The sequence below is a fragment of the Bradyrhizobium centrolobii genome, from assembly GCF_001641635.1.
In the GTDB taxonomy this organism is placed as follows: Bacteria; Pseudomonadota; Alphaproteobacteria; order Rhizobiales; family Xanthobacteraceae; genus Bradyrhizobium; species Bradyrhizobium centrolobii.
Map to the genome: position 1 here is coordinate 1 of NZ_LUUB01000050.1, position 14114 is coordinate 14114.

Below are 14114 nucleotides of genomic sequence, written 5' to 3' on the forward strand. Positions count from 1 at the left end.
GCTAACCCACCCTACGAGGCTGTGAATCTTTCATTTCGGCTGGGCGGATGTAGCGGAGATCAAGGCCGTCGTGATTCTCTGTGTGCCTTGATTCGGCGGAGGGGATGATGGCTGACGAAGAGCTATTTGGAGAGCTGCCGGAACAGGCGAAGCCGCGAGCAGGTGCAGAGCCGGTTGGAGCGCCGCGGCTGCGCGAGCCGATGCGTGACCAGATCGAACTGCGTGCCGTGGATATCGAGAGCCTGATCGGGCAAGAGCATCCGGCGCGCGTGATCTGGGCCTATGTTGAGGGGCTGGACCTGAGCGAGCTTGAGGATCGGGTCAAGGCGCGGGAGAATACGCCCGGTCATCCGCCGCCATCGCCACGACTGCTGCTGGCGCTTTGGCTTTACGCCACGAGCGATGGCGTGGGCAGCGCGCGTGCGCTGGACCGCCTCTGCGAGAGCCATGACGTCTATCGCTGGCTATGTGGCGGAGTGTCGATGAACTATCACACGCTGTCGGACTTCCGGGTCGGCTGTGCCGACCTGCTCGACCGCCTGCTGAGCGAGCATCTGGCGGCGCTGAGCAAGGCGGGGCTGGTCGATCTGGAGAAGTTGACCCAGGACGGGGTGCGGATACGGGCCAATGCGGGGACCGGATCGTTCCGGCGGGAGGCGACGCTGGATCGGCAGATGGCGCAGGCCCAGGCTGTGGTGGAGGAGCTCAAGCGCGAGGTCGATGCGGATCCGGAAGCCAGCAATCGGCGCATTCGGGCCGCGAGGGAGCGCGCGGCGCGCGAACGCAGCGAGCGGGTGCAGGCGGCGCAAGCGGCGCTGGCCGAGATCAAGCGCAAGCGAAAGCAGCTCGACGAGAAGGGCGGCAATGGCAAAAAGCCGAAGGAGGCGCGGGCCTCCACCACCGACCCGCAGGCGCGGGTGATGAAGATGGCGGATGCCGGCTTTCGTCCAGCCTACAACGTGCAGGTGGCCAGCGCGGCGGGCGAGCTGATCGTGGTCACGGTCGACGTCGACAACAATGGATCGGATCGCGGCCTGATGCGGCCGATGCTGGAACGAACGCGATCACTGCTGGGCCGCTTTCCCCGCCGCCACCTCGTCGATGGCGGTTTCTGCAGCGCCGAGGATATCGAGTGGGCGCATAGCGAAGGCATCGACATCTACTGTCCACCAACGCAGTCCAGGAGCGGTGTCGATCCTTATTTGCCCCGGCATGGCGACGGTCCGGGCGTGTTGGCCTGGCGTGCTCGCATGGCCAGCGAAGACGGCAAAGCTCAGTACCGAGCCCGTACGATCTGCGAATGCATACATGCCCGCTGGCGCAACTGGGACCTGCGGCAATTGACCGTCCGCGGTATCGAAAAGGTCCGCGCCGTCGTCCTCTGGTACGCGCTCACCAACAACATCCTGCAGGGCCACCATCTCGCCAAACCATAGTGGCACCCACAGTCCGCCTCGTCACAGCCCTCGGATCAACTCAACTCGCCATTTCCCTGCCGGCCAATCTCCGCAGATCCAATAGCTTCACAGGCTCTACGAAGATGGATCTGCTTCACGTCCCGCAGAACGTCCGCAGCACGCGTTGATCCGGCAGCGGCGGATCGGCGTAGGCGGAGTACTCCGGCTGATCGTCGTACGGCTTGGCTAGCACCCTCACCAATTCCTCGAAGGGCGCGTAATCGTCATTGTTCATCGCGGCCTGAATCACGGCCTCGACGCGGTGGTTGCGCGGGATGAAGGCGGGGTTGACGGCATGCATGGCGGCCTGCCGCTCGGCGGCAGTCTGCGGCTCCAGGGCGATGCGCTCGCGCCAGCGCTTGGCCCAGTCGTCGAAAGCCGAGGGGTCCATGAACTGCGCGCGGACGTCTGCAATGCCGGCCTCGTTGCCTGCGGCGTCGCCGAGCCTGCGGAAGGTGAGGGTGAAATCGGCCTGGTTCTTCGCCATGGCATCGAGCAGGTCCTGGATCAGCGCGTCGTCGCCATCGCGCTCCGTGAACAGGCCGACCTTCTTGCGCAGGCCTACCTGATAGGCCTTGCTGAAGGTGTCGGGGAAGGCGCCCAGGATTTCCTGCGCCTGTTCGATCGCCTTCTCCTGATCGTCGGAGAACAGCGGCAACAGGCATTCGGCCAGCCGGGTCAGATTCCACAGCGCGATGCGTGGCTGGTTGGCATAGGCGTAGCGGCCCATCTCGTCGATCGAGGAAAACACCTGCGCGGGATCGTAAGAATCCATGAACGCGCAGGGGCCGTAATCGATGGTCTCGCCCGAGATCGAGGTGTTGTCGGTGTTCATCACGCCGTGGATGAAGCCGACCAGGAGCCAGCGCGCGATGAGGTCGGACTGACGCGCGACGACGCCGGCAAGCAGCGCGTGATAGGGCCGCTCGGCACCTAACAGCTCCGGATAGTGGCGGGCGATGACGTGGTCGGCGAGCCGGCGGATGGCGTCGGTGTCGCGGCGGACGGCAAAATACTGGAAGGTGCCGACGCGGATGTGGCTGGAGGCCACGCGTGTCAGCACCGCGCCGGGCAGCGCGGTCTCGCGGAGCACATGCTCGCCGGTGACGACGGCGGCGAGCGAGCGCGTGGTCGCGATGCCCAGCGCGAACATCGCTTCGCTCACGATGTACTCGCGCAGCACGGGGCCGAGCGCTGCGCGGCCGTCGCCGCGGCGGGAGAACGGGGTGGGGCCTGAGCCCTTGAGCTGGATGTCGCGGCGGACGCCGTCCCTGTCGATGACCTCCCCGAGCAGGATCGCGCGGCCGTCGCCGAGCTGGGGCACGAACTGCCCGAACTGGTGGCCGGCATAGGCCATGGCAATGGGGTCGGCGCCGGCCGGAACCGTTTTGCCGGCCAGGATTTCCGCGCCCTCGGGGGTCTCCAGGAGGTCGGGATCGAGCCCGAGTTGGACCGCCAGTGGCCGGTTCAGCTTGATCAGCCGGGGCGCAGCGACCGGGGTCGGCGCGACGCGGGCAAAGAAGGTGTCCGGCAGCGCCGAATAGGAATTCTGGAAGGGGAAATGCACCGTCATGGCCCTAAAGATAGGCGGGGAACGCCGATCGGCAAAGGCTTGGGCTCTCAAGGATCAAAAATGGGCGTTCCGGGCCCAAAACAGGCCGTTCCCTTGGTTGCCGCTCCCGGCCTCGTCGGGTAAACCCTGCCGCAACTTCGGACCGGCCTTTGGCCGTCCGATTCGATCCTCCGACATTGATTTTGGGACGACCATGCATCGCTACCGGTCACATACATGCGGCGCGCTCCGCGAGAGCAACATCGGCGAGACGATCCGCCTATCGGGCTGGGTCCATCGCGTTCGCGACCATGGCGGCGTGCTGTTCATCGATCTGCGCGACCATTACGGCCTGACCCAGTGCGTGGTCGACCCGGACTCGCCGGCGTTCTCGCTCGCTGAAAAACTGCGCTCGGAATTCGTAGTGCGGATGGACGGCAAGGTCCGCCACCGCCCCGAAGGTACCGACAATGAGGACCTCGCGACCGGCAAGGTCGAGGTCTATGTCAGCGAGATTGAGGTGCTGGGCCCGGCCGGCGACCTTCCGCTGCCGGTGTTCGGCGACCAGGAATATCCTGAGGACATCCGGCTCAAGTACCGTTTCCTCGACCTGCGTCGCGAGAAGCTGCACCAGAACATCATGACGCGCGTCGCGATCATCGATTCCATGCGCAGGCGCATGAAGGATCAGGGCTTCTTCGAGTTCAACACCCCGATCCTGACCGCGTCCTCGCCGGAAGGCGCGCGCGACTTCCTGGTGCCGTCGCGCATCCACCCCGGCAAGTTCTACGCGCTGCCGCAGGCGCCGCAGCAGTACAAGCAGCTGCTGATGATGTCGGGCTTCGACCGCTACTTCCAGATCGCGCCCTGTTTCCGCGACGAGGACCCGCGCGCCGACCGTCTGCCGGGAGAGTTCTACCAGCTCGACGTCGAGATGAGCTTCGTCACGCAAGAGGATGTTTTTGCTGCGATGGAGCCGGTGATCACCGGCGTGTTCGAGGAGTTTGCGAAGGGTAAGCCGGTGACGAAAGGCTGGCGCCGGATTCCGTTCGCCGAAGCCTTGCGCAAATACGGCAGCGACAAGCCGGATCTGCGCAACCCCATCGAGATGCAGGACGTCTCCGAGCACTTCCGCGGCTCCGGCTTCAAGGTGTTCGCGCGCATGCTCGAGGATCCCAAGAACCAGGTCTGGGCGATTCCGGCGCCGGGCGGCGGCTCACGCGCCTTCTGTGACCGCATGAACTCCTGGGCGCAGGGCGAGGGCCAGCCCGGCCTCGGCTACATCATGTGGCGCGAGGGCGGCGAGGGCGCCGGTCCTTTGGCGAACAACATTGGACCAGAGCGCACCGCCGCGATCCGCGCGCAGCTCGGCGTGAAGGAGGGCGATGCCGCCTTCTTCGTCGCCGGCGATCCCGACAAGTTCTGGAAGTTCTCGGGCCTTGCCCGCAACAAGGTTGGCGAGGAATTGAACCTCACCGACAAGGAGCGGTTCGAGCTCGCCTGGATCGTCGACTTCCCGATGTACGAGTACAACGAGGACGACAAGAAGGTCGACTTCTCGCACAACCCGTTCTCGATGCCGCAGGGCGGCCTCGACGCGCTGAAGGGCCAGGATCCGCTGACCATCAAGGCGTTCCAGTACGACATCACCTGCAACGGCTATGAGATCGCCTCGGGCGGTATCCGCAACCACGTGCCGGAAGCGATGGTGAAGGCGTTCGAGATCGCCGGCTATGGCGAGCAGGAAGTGGTCGACCGCTTCGGCGGCATGTACCGCGCCTTCCAGTACGGCGCGCCGCCGCATGGCGGCATGGCCGCGGGTGTCGACCGCATCGTCATGCTGCTCTGCGGCACCACGAACCTGCGCGAGATCTCGCTGTTCCCGATGAACCAGCAGGCGATGGACCTACTGATGGGCGCGCCCTCGGAAGCCACGACCAAGCAGCTCCGCGAGCTGCACATCCGGGTCAACCTGCCGCAGAAGTGATCTTGCTTCGCCTCTCCCCGCGTGCGGGGAGAGGCCGCATCGCATCGACGATGCGATGCGGGTGAGGGGGAGTTTCCGCGCGCTCCCCCGGTAGACTTGAAGCGTGTCTTTATCCTCATCGTCATTGCGAGCGCAGCGAAGCAATCCAGAGTCCCGCCGCGGAAAGATTCTGGATTGCTTCGGTGCGCTCGCAATGACGATGAGGAGGGCAGCGAGTCTCTCTCTGACATCGTCTTCGCGGAGGCGGCCTCTCACCCCAACCCTCGCAGAGCGAGCGAAGCTCGTCTCGGCCCCGTAAGAACGGGGCGAGGGAGCGCGCCGCCGTCGTGGCCTAAAGCCCCGTCGAGGCCTCGATCCGGAATTGCGCCAGCGCGACGATCGGCGCGGTGTTCAGAAGACCCATGAGCTGAACCATCGGCACCTTGCCGAGCGGCGTCAGCTTGAGGGCGAGCGTCTGGCCGGGCGTCTCGACGAAGCTCGCGATCGCATCCACCGCCGCGCCTGCATCCGGACTGGCGGCAACGACTCGTTCGCGCTGTGCCTTGATACTGTCGATGATCGCCTTGCGCGCGGCGTCGCGGCCGACATTCTGCATGCGCGCGAACTGCCCGACGACGAGATCGACGGCGCCATTGTCGCGCAGGCTGAACTCGATTGTGCCGGTATCGATCTGTCCTGCCTCACTCATGGCCTTCGCTGGATCGGATGTGAACACGTCGCGCGGCACATTGGCGAGCGCGACGCGGGCCTGTGCCTTGGCGAGGTTGCCGAGATCGATGGTGGCCGGCGCGAGCGCGAAACTGCTTGAGGATTCCATCCAGGCGGCGCCGAGATCGAGATCGATCGCGAGCTTGTCGATGCCGGCCATGGTCAGCGGCATTTGTGTCGGGGTGCCCGGATCGGTGGGGACAACCATCTTCACGACCAGATTGGCCTTGCTCGGGATCGGTCCGACCAACTGGCCCCAGTTCAGGCGGATCGTATCGATGGTGACGAGTTGCCGTGTGTTCTTGTAGGGCGAGACCACACCCTTGATCTCGGCGCCTTCGAGCACCCGGAACAGGCCAAGCATCTGATCCGGCGAGGGCGCTCGTCCGGGGTTGGTGAGGCCTGCCGCCCAACGCATCAGATTCGCCGCACTGAAGGACTTGAGGGCGAAGCGTTCCATCTTGAACTGCCCCTGCGGGGACGGCGCGTCGACTCCTTCGACCGCGAGTTCGCCTTGTTGGTACCTGATAGTTTTGATCCTGGCTGTTCCCTGCGGCGTTCCCATCGCCGTCTTTCCGAGCTCGATCTTGCCGAGGCGAAGGCCTTCATAGAAACCGGCGAGCTTCTCCATCATCTCGCGCGATTGCGCCGGTGTTGGAGGAACAGACCGATCCGCCGGCATGAGTGCCAGAATCTCGGCCGGCCGGAATTTTGATGGCTGGACCGCGATGTCGTCGAAGGTGATCGCATCGATGTCCAATCGCATGCCCTGGGCCGACTTGAGCACATAGGGGCCGGCCGAGATTTGCCGGTAGACGCGGTGATAGCTATCGTCGTTGGTCCCCTGCGGATCGAGCGCTGCAGCGATAGCGGTCGCATCGAAATCATTGACGATCATGTTGGAAAGATCGCCGGTCAGCTTGTCGGGCCTGCGCGGCTGCGGCACGTCGATCGTGAAGACGGCGCGGTCCGCCTTTATTGCATCGACCTTGCCATGCTTTAAATTCTGGACCGCCAGCCCGGAGTAGGAGATCTCGCCGCTGCCGGCGGCGCTGCCGCCAGCATCGAAGGTTATCGTCAGCGTCGAGGCCGTGAGTGACGATGCCGTGACACGTGCGTACTGATCGAGCACAAAGCGGTACATGTCGATCAGGGAGCCACCCGCCGGCGCGTTCTCGGCGTGTACGGGACCAGCGTAGTCGCGCATCGTCAGCTGCGGCACCTTGTATGAGGCTTTCAGCTTCGCCGGGCCGACCTGGTCCAGCGCGACTTCGAAACCCGTGATGTCAATACTGTCTGCCGAAAAGCGCGTCTCGTCGATCAGGCGAACGCCCGTGCCCTTAATGCCGGCGATCTTGATCTGCGCCTGTGGCTGGTCGCCGGGAGCGACCGCGATGTCCTCGATCGTCAGCGTCCGGCTCGCCACGTCAAATGCCACCTTGCCGTGGCTCGCCTTGCCGCCGCCGGCCCGGATCCGGTCGAAGGCAGCCTCGATCTCGGCGGTGGCGCGATGTTTTGCGTAGAGGTTGAAGCCGAACCATCCGCCTGCTGCAAGAATTGCTGCCGCGATCAGGCCGATCAGGATTCGCTTCATTCCTCAGCTCCAGTTGCTCATTTTGCACCGCGCAACCTGCCATATTCGCAAAGCGCACGCCGGTCCAGGGAAAGCTATGGTTTTCAAATATTTGACTGCGCGCCCTGTTGATGGGGTTGCAATCGGATGTTGCCACCGAGGCGTTCGCCGTGCTTCATCCCGTTTCCATGACCCGGAATACCGTCCCCCGCGGCGGGCCGGTCAGAACAATGTAGTTTGAGGCCGGTAACGCGAGGCGAGACACCGCATGTCGTCCTATTCTGAAGATCTCCATTCGGCGGCACTGGCCTATCACCGTCTGCCGCGCCCGGGAAAGCTCGAGATCCAGGCGAGCAAGCCGCTCGCCAACCAGCGCGATCTCGCGCTTGCCTATTCTCCGGGCGTTGCCGCCGCCTGTACCGAGATCGCCAAGAACCCGGCGGAAGCGGCCTCGCTGACGACCCGCGCCAACCTGGTCGCCGTGGTCTCGAACGGCACCGCGGTGCTGGGCCTCGGCAATATCGGCCCGTTGGCCTCGAAGCCGGTGATGGAGGGCAAGGCGGTCCTGTTCAAGAAGTTTGCCGGCATCGATGTCTTCGACATCGAGATCGCCGCCGACACCATCGACCGCGTGGTCGAGACCGTTGCGGCGCTCGAGCCGACCTTCGGCGGCATCAATCTGGAGGACATCCGCGGACCGGAGTGCTTCGAGATCGAGGCGCGGCTGAAGGAACGCATGAAGATCCCGGTCTTCCATGACGACCAGCACGGCACCGCGATCATCGTCGCGGCCGCCATCACCAACGGCCTGCGGCTGAACGGCAAGAAGCTGTCCGACGTCAAGATCGTGGCATCGGGGGCAGGGGCGGCGGCGATCGCGACGCTCAATCTGCTGGTGTCGATGGGCGCGCAGCGCAAGAACATCTGGGTCTGCGACATCGATGGGCTCGTGCATGAGGGCCGCAACACCTCGATGGACCGCTGGAAGGCGGTCTATGCGCAGAAGACCGACAAGCGCACGCTCGCCGACGTGATCGCCGGCGCCGACATCTTCATTGGTCTCTCGGCACCGAACGTGCTCAAGCCGGAGATGGCCAAGGCGATGGCCGACCAGCCGTTGATCATGGCGCTCGCCAATCCCGTGCCGGAGATCATGCCGGAGGATGCGCGCAAGGCCCGTCCCGACGCCATGATCTGCACCGGGCGATCCGACTATCCGAACCAGGTCAACAACGTCCTGTGCTTTCCCTTCATCTTCCGCGGCGCGCTCGACGTCGGCGCCACAGCGATCAACGAGGAGATGAAGCACGCCGCGGTCGAGGCCATCGCGCAGCTCGCGCGCGAGGCGCCGTCGGATGCGGTGGCGCGGGGCTTTGATACCGGCGAGACGCAAGGGTTCGGCCCGGGCTCGCTGATCCCGAGCCCGTTCGATCCGCGGCTGATCCTGCGCATCGCGCCGGCCGTGGCGAAGGCGGCAATGGAGTCCGGCGTCGCGACGCGGCCGATCACCAATTTCGACGAATACACCGCACTGCTCGAGCGCTTCGCTTTCCGCTCCGGTCTCGTCATGAAGCCGATGTTCGCGAAGGCCAAGACCCAGCCGGTCCGCGTGATCTACGCCGAAGGCGAGGACGAGCGCGTGCTGCGCGCCACGCAAGTCGTGCTGGAGGAGAAGCTGGCGCGGCCGATCCTGGTCGGCCGTCCCTCGGTGGTGGAGGCGCGGATCAAGCGCTTCGGCCTGTCGATCAAGGCGGGCAAGGATTTCGATCTCGTCAACCCCGAGGACGATCCGCGCTACCGCTCTTACGTGCAGTCCTATGTCGAGGTCGCCGGCCGCCGCGGCGTGACGCCGGATGCCGCGCGCACGGTGGTCCGCACCAACAACACGGTGATCGCGGCTCTCGCGGTGACGCGCGGGGAGGCGGACGCCATGCTCTGCGGCGTCGAGGGCCGCTACATGCACCATTTGCGCCATGTCCGTGAGATCATCGGGTTCGCGCCCGGGATCAGCGACTATGCGGCGCTGGCGCTGCTGATCACCAGCAAGGGCGCCTTCTTCATCGCCGACACCCAGGTAAGGCCCAATCCGAGCGCGGAGGAGCTTGCCGAGATCGCTTCGCTCGCGGCGGTCCACGTCCAGCGCTTCAACATCAAGCCGAAGATCGCCTTCGTGTCGCATTCCGATTTCGGCAGCTACGACACCGAGTCCTCGCGCAAGATGCGCCGCGCGACCCAGCTGCTGAAGGATAAGCATCCGGAGATCGAAGCCGACGGCGAGATGCAGGGCGACACCGCGCTCTCCGCCGCGGCGCGCCGGATGGTGCTGCCGCACTCCAAGCTCGAGGGCGAAGCCAACATCATGATCATGCCGAGCCTCGACACCGCCAACGTCGCCTACCAGATGATCAAGTCGCTCGCCGACGCGCTCCCCGTCGGACCGATCCTGGTCGGCCCGGCGCGCCCGGCCCACATCCTGACCCCCTCGGTTACCGCGCGCGGCATCCTCAACATGACCGCGGTCGCCGTGGTGGAGGCGCAGGAGCGGGCGGCGCGGCAGCAGCCGAGCTTGTTTACGTAGGGCGCAATGTCGGTTCTTCGCCTCGCCCCGCTTGCGGGAAGAGGTCGAATTCGAGCTCCGCTCGAATTCGGGTGAGGGGGAGTTTCCGCGATTCCGACTGTCACCGTGATCGCGGAGGCGGCCCCTCACCCCAACCCTCTCAGAGCGAGCGAAGCTCGTCTTGGCCCCGTAAGAAACGGGGAGAGGGAGCACAGGCGAGGTGCTCGGCAGCTCAATCTTTTCAAAACAGTTGGCGATTTCCCCGTTTGAAAAGCTCAGGCGGACTCTTCATAATCTCCTCAAGCGTTCCCTGCTCTAGAGCTCGCCAAGAGGCCGACCATGCCAGCGTTCGTGACTTTCGGGCGGATCCTGTTCGCCGTGCTGTTCATCTACACGGGCGCGACAAAACTGTTCGCCATCCAGGCGACCGCCGATTTCATCGCCACCAAGGTCGTGGTGCCTGATGTGATCGCGCCCTACGCAAAACAGGTCGAGACGGCGACCGCGATGACCACGCCGCAGCTGCTGGCGATCGCGGTCGGTGCGCTCGAGATCATCGCCGGACTGATGATTGCGCTGAACTTCGGCGCGCGCTTCTTCGCGATGCTGCTGATCATCTACGTCGCGGTGGCGACCTTGCTGTTCTACGATTTCTGGAACCAGACGCCGCCCGACAACGCCAAGATGCTGGTCGACGCGCTGAAGAACCTGTCGATCATCGGCGCACTGTTCATGATCATCGGTTACGGCCGCGCCACGCGCCCGGTCGAGGCGGCCTACGGCGACGTCTAGGGCAGCTCCGTTAGCGAAGCGTAACCCACCGGCTTTGTCGCCGCGAGGGAAGAGCTGGGTTACGCTGACGCTAACCCACCCTACGCCAGGGCGTTACGGTGACCCCATGCGCGGCATCGAGCACGAACGGTGCGCCGGGCTTCATCCCATGCGCGGCCAGCACCTCGTGTGGCGTCCGCTCGGGCACGCCGACGAAACAGCCTTCGCCGCCGGCCAGCCGCACGCGCGGCGCTTCCGACAGCCAGAACGTGTCGTAGCGGTCCATGAACAGGTCGAACACGACGGGACCGCCGATGATCGCGACGGTGCCGGAGGCGACGTCGGCGAAGGCGCAGGCTTCCGCGAAGCTCGCGTGCTCCGGATTCCACAGCGTCGCGTTCGGCATCTCCGGATCGACGGTCAGGGGCTTGACCTTGCGGGTGAGGATCAGCCGCTTGCGCTTGGGCGAATTCGGCTGTCCCTCATGCGAGTGCCGGCCGTGCACGATCAGCGCGGCGCGGTCGAGCGCCTGCTCGAAGAACAGCTTGTCGCCCTCGAATTTCAGGCTGCCGGGCATGACACGATCGGCGTCGGCAAGCATGCCGTCCGCGGAGACGATGACATAGCCTTCGAAACGGAAAGACAATGGTGACGGCTATTCGGAGACGGTCGTCACCACCGAATTGACCGGGCGCTGGCTCACCGTCGGCAGCTTGACGTCCTTGAGCAGCTCCTGGTCGTATTCGGGCAGCGTCGAGACCGGCGCCTTCGCGCGCATCGCCACCACCTTGAAGCCGCCGGCCTTCAGGCGGTTCAACAGCTCGGGCAGGGCTTCCGCCGTGTGCTTCTGGAAGTCGTGCAACAGGATGATGCCCTTGCCGAGCTTGTCCAGCTTCTTCATCACGGTGTCGATCACCTTCTCGGGCTTGGAGGCCTTGAAGTCGAAGGAGTCGAGATCGCAGGAGAAGATCGCGATGTTGCGGTTGCCGAGATAGGTGACCATCTCCGGCGGGTGCTGGAGCGCAGGGAAGCGGAAGAACGGGGAGGGCGAGATGCCGCCGAGCGCCCATTTCACAGCGCTGAAGCCCTTCTCGATCTCGTCCTTCCTCTGCTGCTCGGTGAGCTTCTTGTTGTTGAGATTGGCGTGCGACCAGGTGTGCGCGCCGATGGTGTGACCTGCGGCGTAGACCTGCTTCAGGATCTCCGGCTCGTAGGTCGAGTGCTTGCCGATCGGGAAGAAGATGCCGGTCGTGCACTGATCGGCAAGCGCCTTCAGCACCGCGGGCGTGTTGTGCGGCCAGGGGCCGTCGTCGAAGGTCAGGACCACCTCGTGGTCGCGCAGGAAGTCGAGCTCCTTGAAGTGCTCGAAGCCGAAGCCGGGACCGCCGGTGGTGTCGATCTCGACGGTGCGCGCGACGCCGAGCGCATCCGGATTGTTGCATGCGGCGCGCGCCGGCTGCTGCGCCTGTTTCGGCGCGGGCGGATTGACGAAGGCGGGCTGCGCAGGTGCGGCTGCCGCGGGAGCGGCCGCCGGCGCTGCTGCAGCCGGTGCGGCTTGCGTCGCTGCTGCGGGCTTTGCCGCCGGGGTCTGCGACCATGCTGTCCCCGCCATCGCAACAGACATCGCGCTTGCTAAAATCAGTCCTGCCGCCACACGCATGGTGTTGTCCTCGAGAGATTGATCCCGTTGTTCCACCGTGGCTTTTCGCCTCCGGCAAAAACCCATCCTGCCCCTTATGATCGTAGCCTAGATGGTGGGCCATCGCCATTGCAACGGCTGTTTGGCGCTTCGCCACAATTGTGCCCAGCCGTCTTGAGCATGGGCGCGTCAACTATCGGCCAGCGCCCTGGCGACAGCGGTCTTGATCCGCGTATCGGTCGGCTCGACCGCGGACGGAAACACCTCTGCGATATAGCCGTCGCGGCCGATCAGGTATTTATGGAAGTTCCAGCGTGGAACCTCCTTCGGCCGAGCTTCGGCCGCCCATTTGTAGAAGGGATGCGCCTTCGGACCGACCACGACGGCCTTGGCCGCGATCGGGAAGGTAACGCCGTATTGGTGGTGCGCGGTCTCTGAAATCTCGCTTGCGCCGCCGGGCTCCTGGCCGCCGAAATCGTTGGAGGGCACGCCGATGATGGTGAGCCCGCGCTCGCGAAACTCGTTCCAGAGCTCCTGCAGTCCAGCATATTGCGGGGTGTAGCCGCACTGTGAGGCGGTGTTGACCACCATCAGCGGCCGGCCGGTGAAGGCGGCAAGGCGGATGTCGTCGCCGGAGAGCGCGGGGAAAGAGAAGGCATAGGCCGAGATGCGGCTCATGCCGCTATCCGCCAATGCGCGGGTCGCCGGTCCGGCCGTGGCAAGCGCCGCGATGAGCATGGTCCTGCGGTTCAGCATGGCGGCGTCCCCCGACGTGATCCACGAGTTCATCATAGTTCACTGACGGGTGGACCGACGCTCACCATCGCGTTACGCGCGCCACAGCGGCGCTGCGCTCCCTCTCCCGCTTGCTGGGGAGGTGAAGCAATTGTGCGGCCTAGCGCAGGCGGACAATGAAATCGGTGCCTTCGCCGGTCTCGCCCTGATTGATGCCCTGGTCGGAGACGATGATCGAGCTGCCGGTGGTCAGCATCTCGTTGATCTTCGCCATCGTGTCGGCCGGAATCGAGATACGGTCGAGCGCCTCGGCGGGGGTGTCCGGCGTTACCACGGGTTTTGCCGCGACCGGGATCACGGCGGCGGCCATGCGCTGACGGCGCATCATGCGGCCGTTATCTTCGCGCTCGGCGGACCTGACCGACACCGGCAGCGATATCACCGACCAACGCAGCGCATTGGCATCGGTCTTGTCGACTTCGGCGGTGAAGACATGCGTGCCGAGCGGCCGGTCGCTTGCCGCGATCGTCACCGGCATCTCGAACAGCGGCGAAAAATTCTGCCGCACGTAGACTTTGGAATCCTTGCGGCTGATGAACACGGCGATCTGGCCGGCGCGCTTCGGCGCTTCCGGCTTTGCGGCGGGCGCGGGATCGGCGACGCGGCTCTGATCCTTCTTAGCGTCAGGCGAAGCATCCTGCGCAGGCGATGCGGCTGTCGCCGCAGCGTCGGGCTTCTTCGCGGTCTCGGCCGCTTCGGTCTTGGCCGGCTCGGTCTTCGCAGCCTCCACCTTCTCGGCAGGTTTTTCGCCGGCCGTGGCAGCGGCCTTCGACGCTGCCGTGGCTGCAGCGGGCTTTGCCTCAGCGTTCGCCGTCGTGGCGGGCGCCTCGGACTGCGGCTTCGCCGGCTCCGGCGCCTCGGCAGTCTGGGCCTCGGTCTTGTCGGTGGCTGCCGTGACGTCGTCGCGCGACGGCGCGTCGGACATCACGGTGTGACCAACCGTCGAGCGCAGGTCGAGCACGGACTGCGCGCTGGCGGTCTTGGTCTCGGCCGGCTTCGATTCTCCGACGGTCGTATCGGCAGCCTTGTCGGCAGCGCCCTTGTCCGCCTTGTCGCCGACATTGGTCTGCGGCTC

General features: G+C 65.1%; 9 protein-coding genes and 1 pseudogene. 4 read left to right on the forward strand and 6 right to left on the reverse strand.

Going from position 1 to position 14114, the window contains the following annotated elements; all coding sequences use genetic code 11:
- Window positions 1–104 precede the first annotated feature (104 nt).
- Complete coding sequence (locus tag AYJ54_RS13410) at window positions 105–1436, forward strand: IS1182-like element ISBrsp8 family transposase (protein ID WP_076611642.1); 1332 nt, start codon at window positions 105–107, stop codon at window positions 1434–1436.
- A gap of 115 nt (window positions 1437–1551) precedes the next feature.
- Here AYJ54_RS13410 and AYJ54_RS13415 read toward each other — a convergent pair whose 3' ends face one another.
- A complete protein-coding gene (locus tag AYJ54_RS13415) occupies window positions 1552–3030 on the reverse strand; it encodes a protein adenylyltransferase SelO (RefSeq protein WP_063699380.1) in 1479 nt (492 codons plus the stop codon).
- 193 nt (window positions 3031–3223) lie between these two features.
- Here AYJ54_RS13415 and aspS point away from each other — a divergent pair, with 193 nt between their 5' ends.
- The gene (aspS, locus tag AYJ54_RS13420) at window positions 3224–4996 is read left to right on the forward strand and encodes an aspartate--tRNA ligase (RefSeq protein WP_063699381.1); all 1773 of its coding nucleotides are present in this window, start codon (window positions 3224–3226) and stop codon (window positions 4994–4996) included.
- Between the two features lie 331 nt (window positions 4997–5327).
- Here the strand turns inward: aspS and AYJ54_RS13425 are convergent, their stop codons facing one another.
- A complete protein-coding gene (locus AYJ54_RS13425) occupies window positions 5328–7298 on the reverse strand; it encodes a hypothetical protein (RefSeq protein WP_063699382.1) in 1971 nt (656 codons plus the stop codon).
- A gap of 247 nt (window positions 7299–7545) precedes the next feature.
- On the opposite strand from AYJ54_RS13425, the gene AYJ54_RS13430 reads away from it, so the two are divergent.
- Both AYJ54_RS13430 and AYJ54_RS13435 read left to right on the forward strand, forming a co-directional pair.
- Window positions 7546–9855 carry an NADP-dependent malic enzyme gene (locus AYJ54_RS13430; protein WP_063699383.1) on the forward strand — a complete coding sequence of 770 codons (2310 nt, stop codon included), beginning with the start codon at window positions 7546–7548 and terminating at the stop codon, window positions 9853–9855.
- Between the two features lie 318 nt (window positions 9856–10173).
- Window positions 10174–10626, forward strand: a complete 453-nt coding sequence (locus AYJ54_RS13435; RefSeq protein WP_063699384.1) for a DoxX family protein — start codon at window positions 10174–10176, stop codon at window positions 10624–10626.
- A gap of 70 nt (window positions 10627–10696) precedes the next feature.
- Here AYJ54_RS13435 and AYJ54_RS13440 read toward each other — a convergent pair whose 3' ends face one another.
- From AYJ54_RS13440 to AYJ54_RS52280, 4 genes and pseudogenes are all read right to left on the reverse strand, one after another.
- The gene (locus tag AYJ54_RS13440) at window positions 10697–11251 is read right to left on the reverse strand and encodes a dihydrofolate reductase family protein (RefSeq protein WP_063699385.1); all 555 of its coding nucleotides are present in this window, start codon (window positions 11249–11251) and stop codon (window positions 10697–10699) included.
- Between the two features lie 9 nt (window positions 11252–11260).
- Entirely contained in the window at window positions 11261–12265 is a 1005-nt protein-coding gene (locus tag AYJ54_RS13445; RefSeq protein ID WP_063699386.1) for a polysaccharide deacetylase family protein, read from the reverse strand.
- 168 nt (window positions 12266–12433) lie between these two features.
- Complete coding sequence (locus tag AYJ54_RS13450) at window positions 12434–13000, reverse strand: glutathione peroxidase (RefSeq protein ID WP_063699405.1); 567 nt, start codon at window positions 12998–13000, stop codon at window positions 12434–12436.
- A 139-nt stretch (window positions 13001–13139) separates the two neighbouring features.
- A pseudogene (locus AYJ54_RS52280) lies at window positions 13140–14114 on the reverse strand (L,D-transpeptidase); the annotation flags it as partial.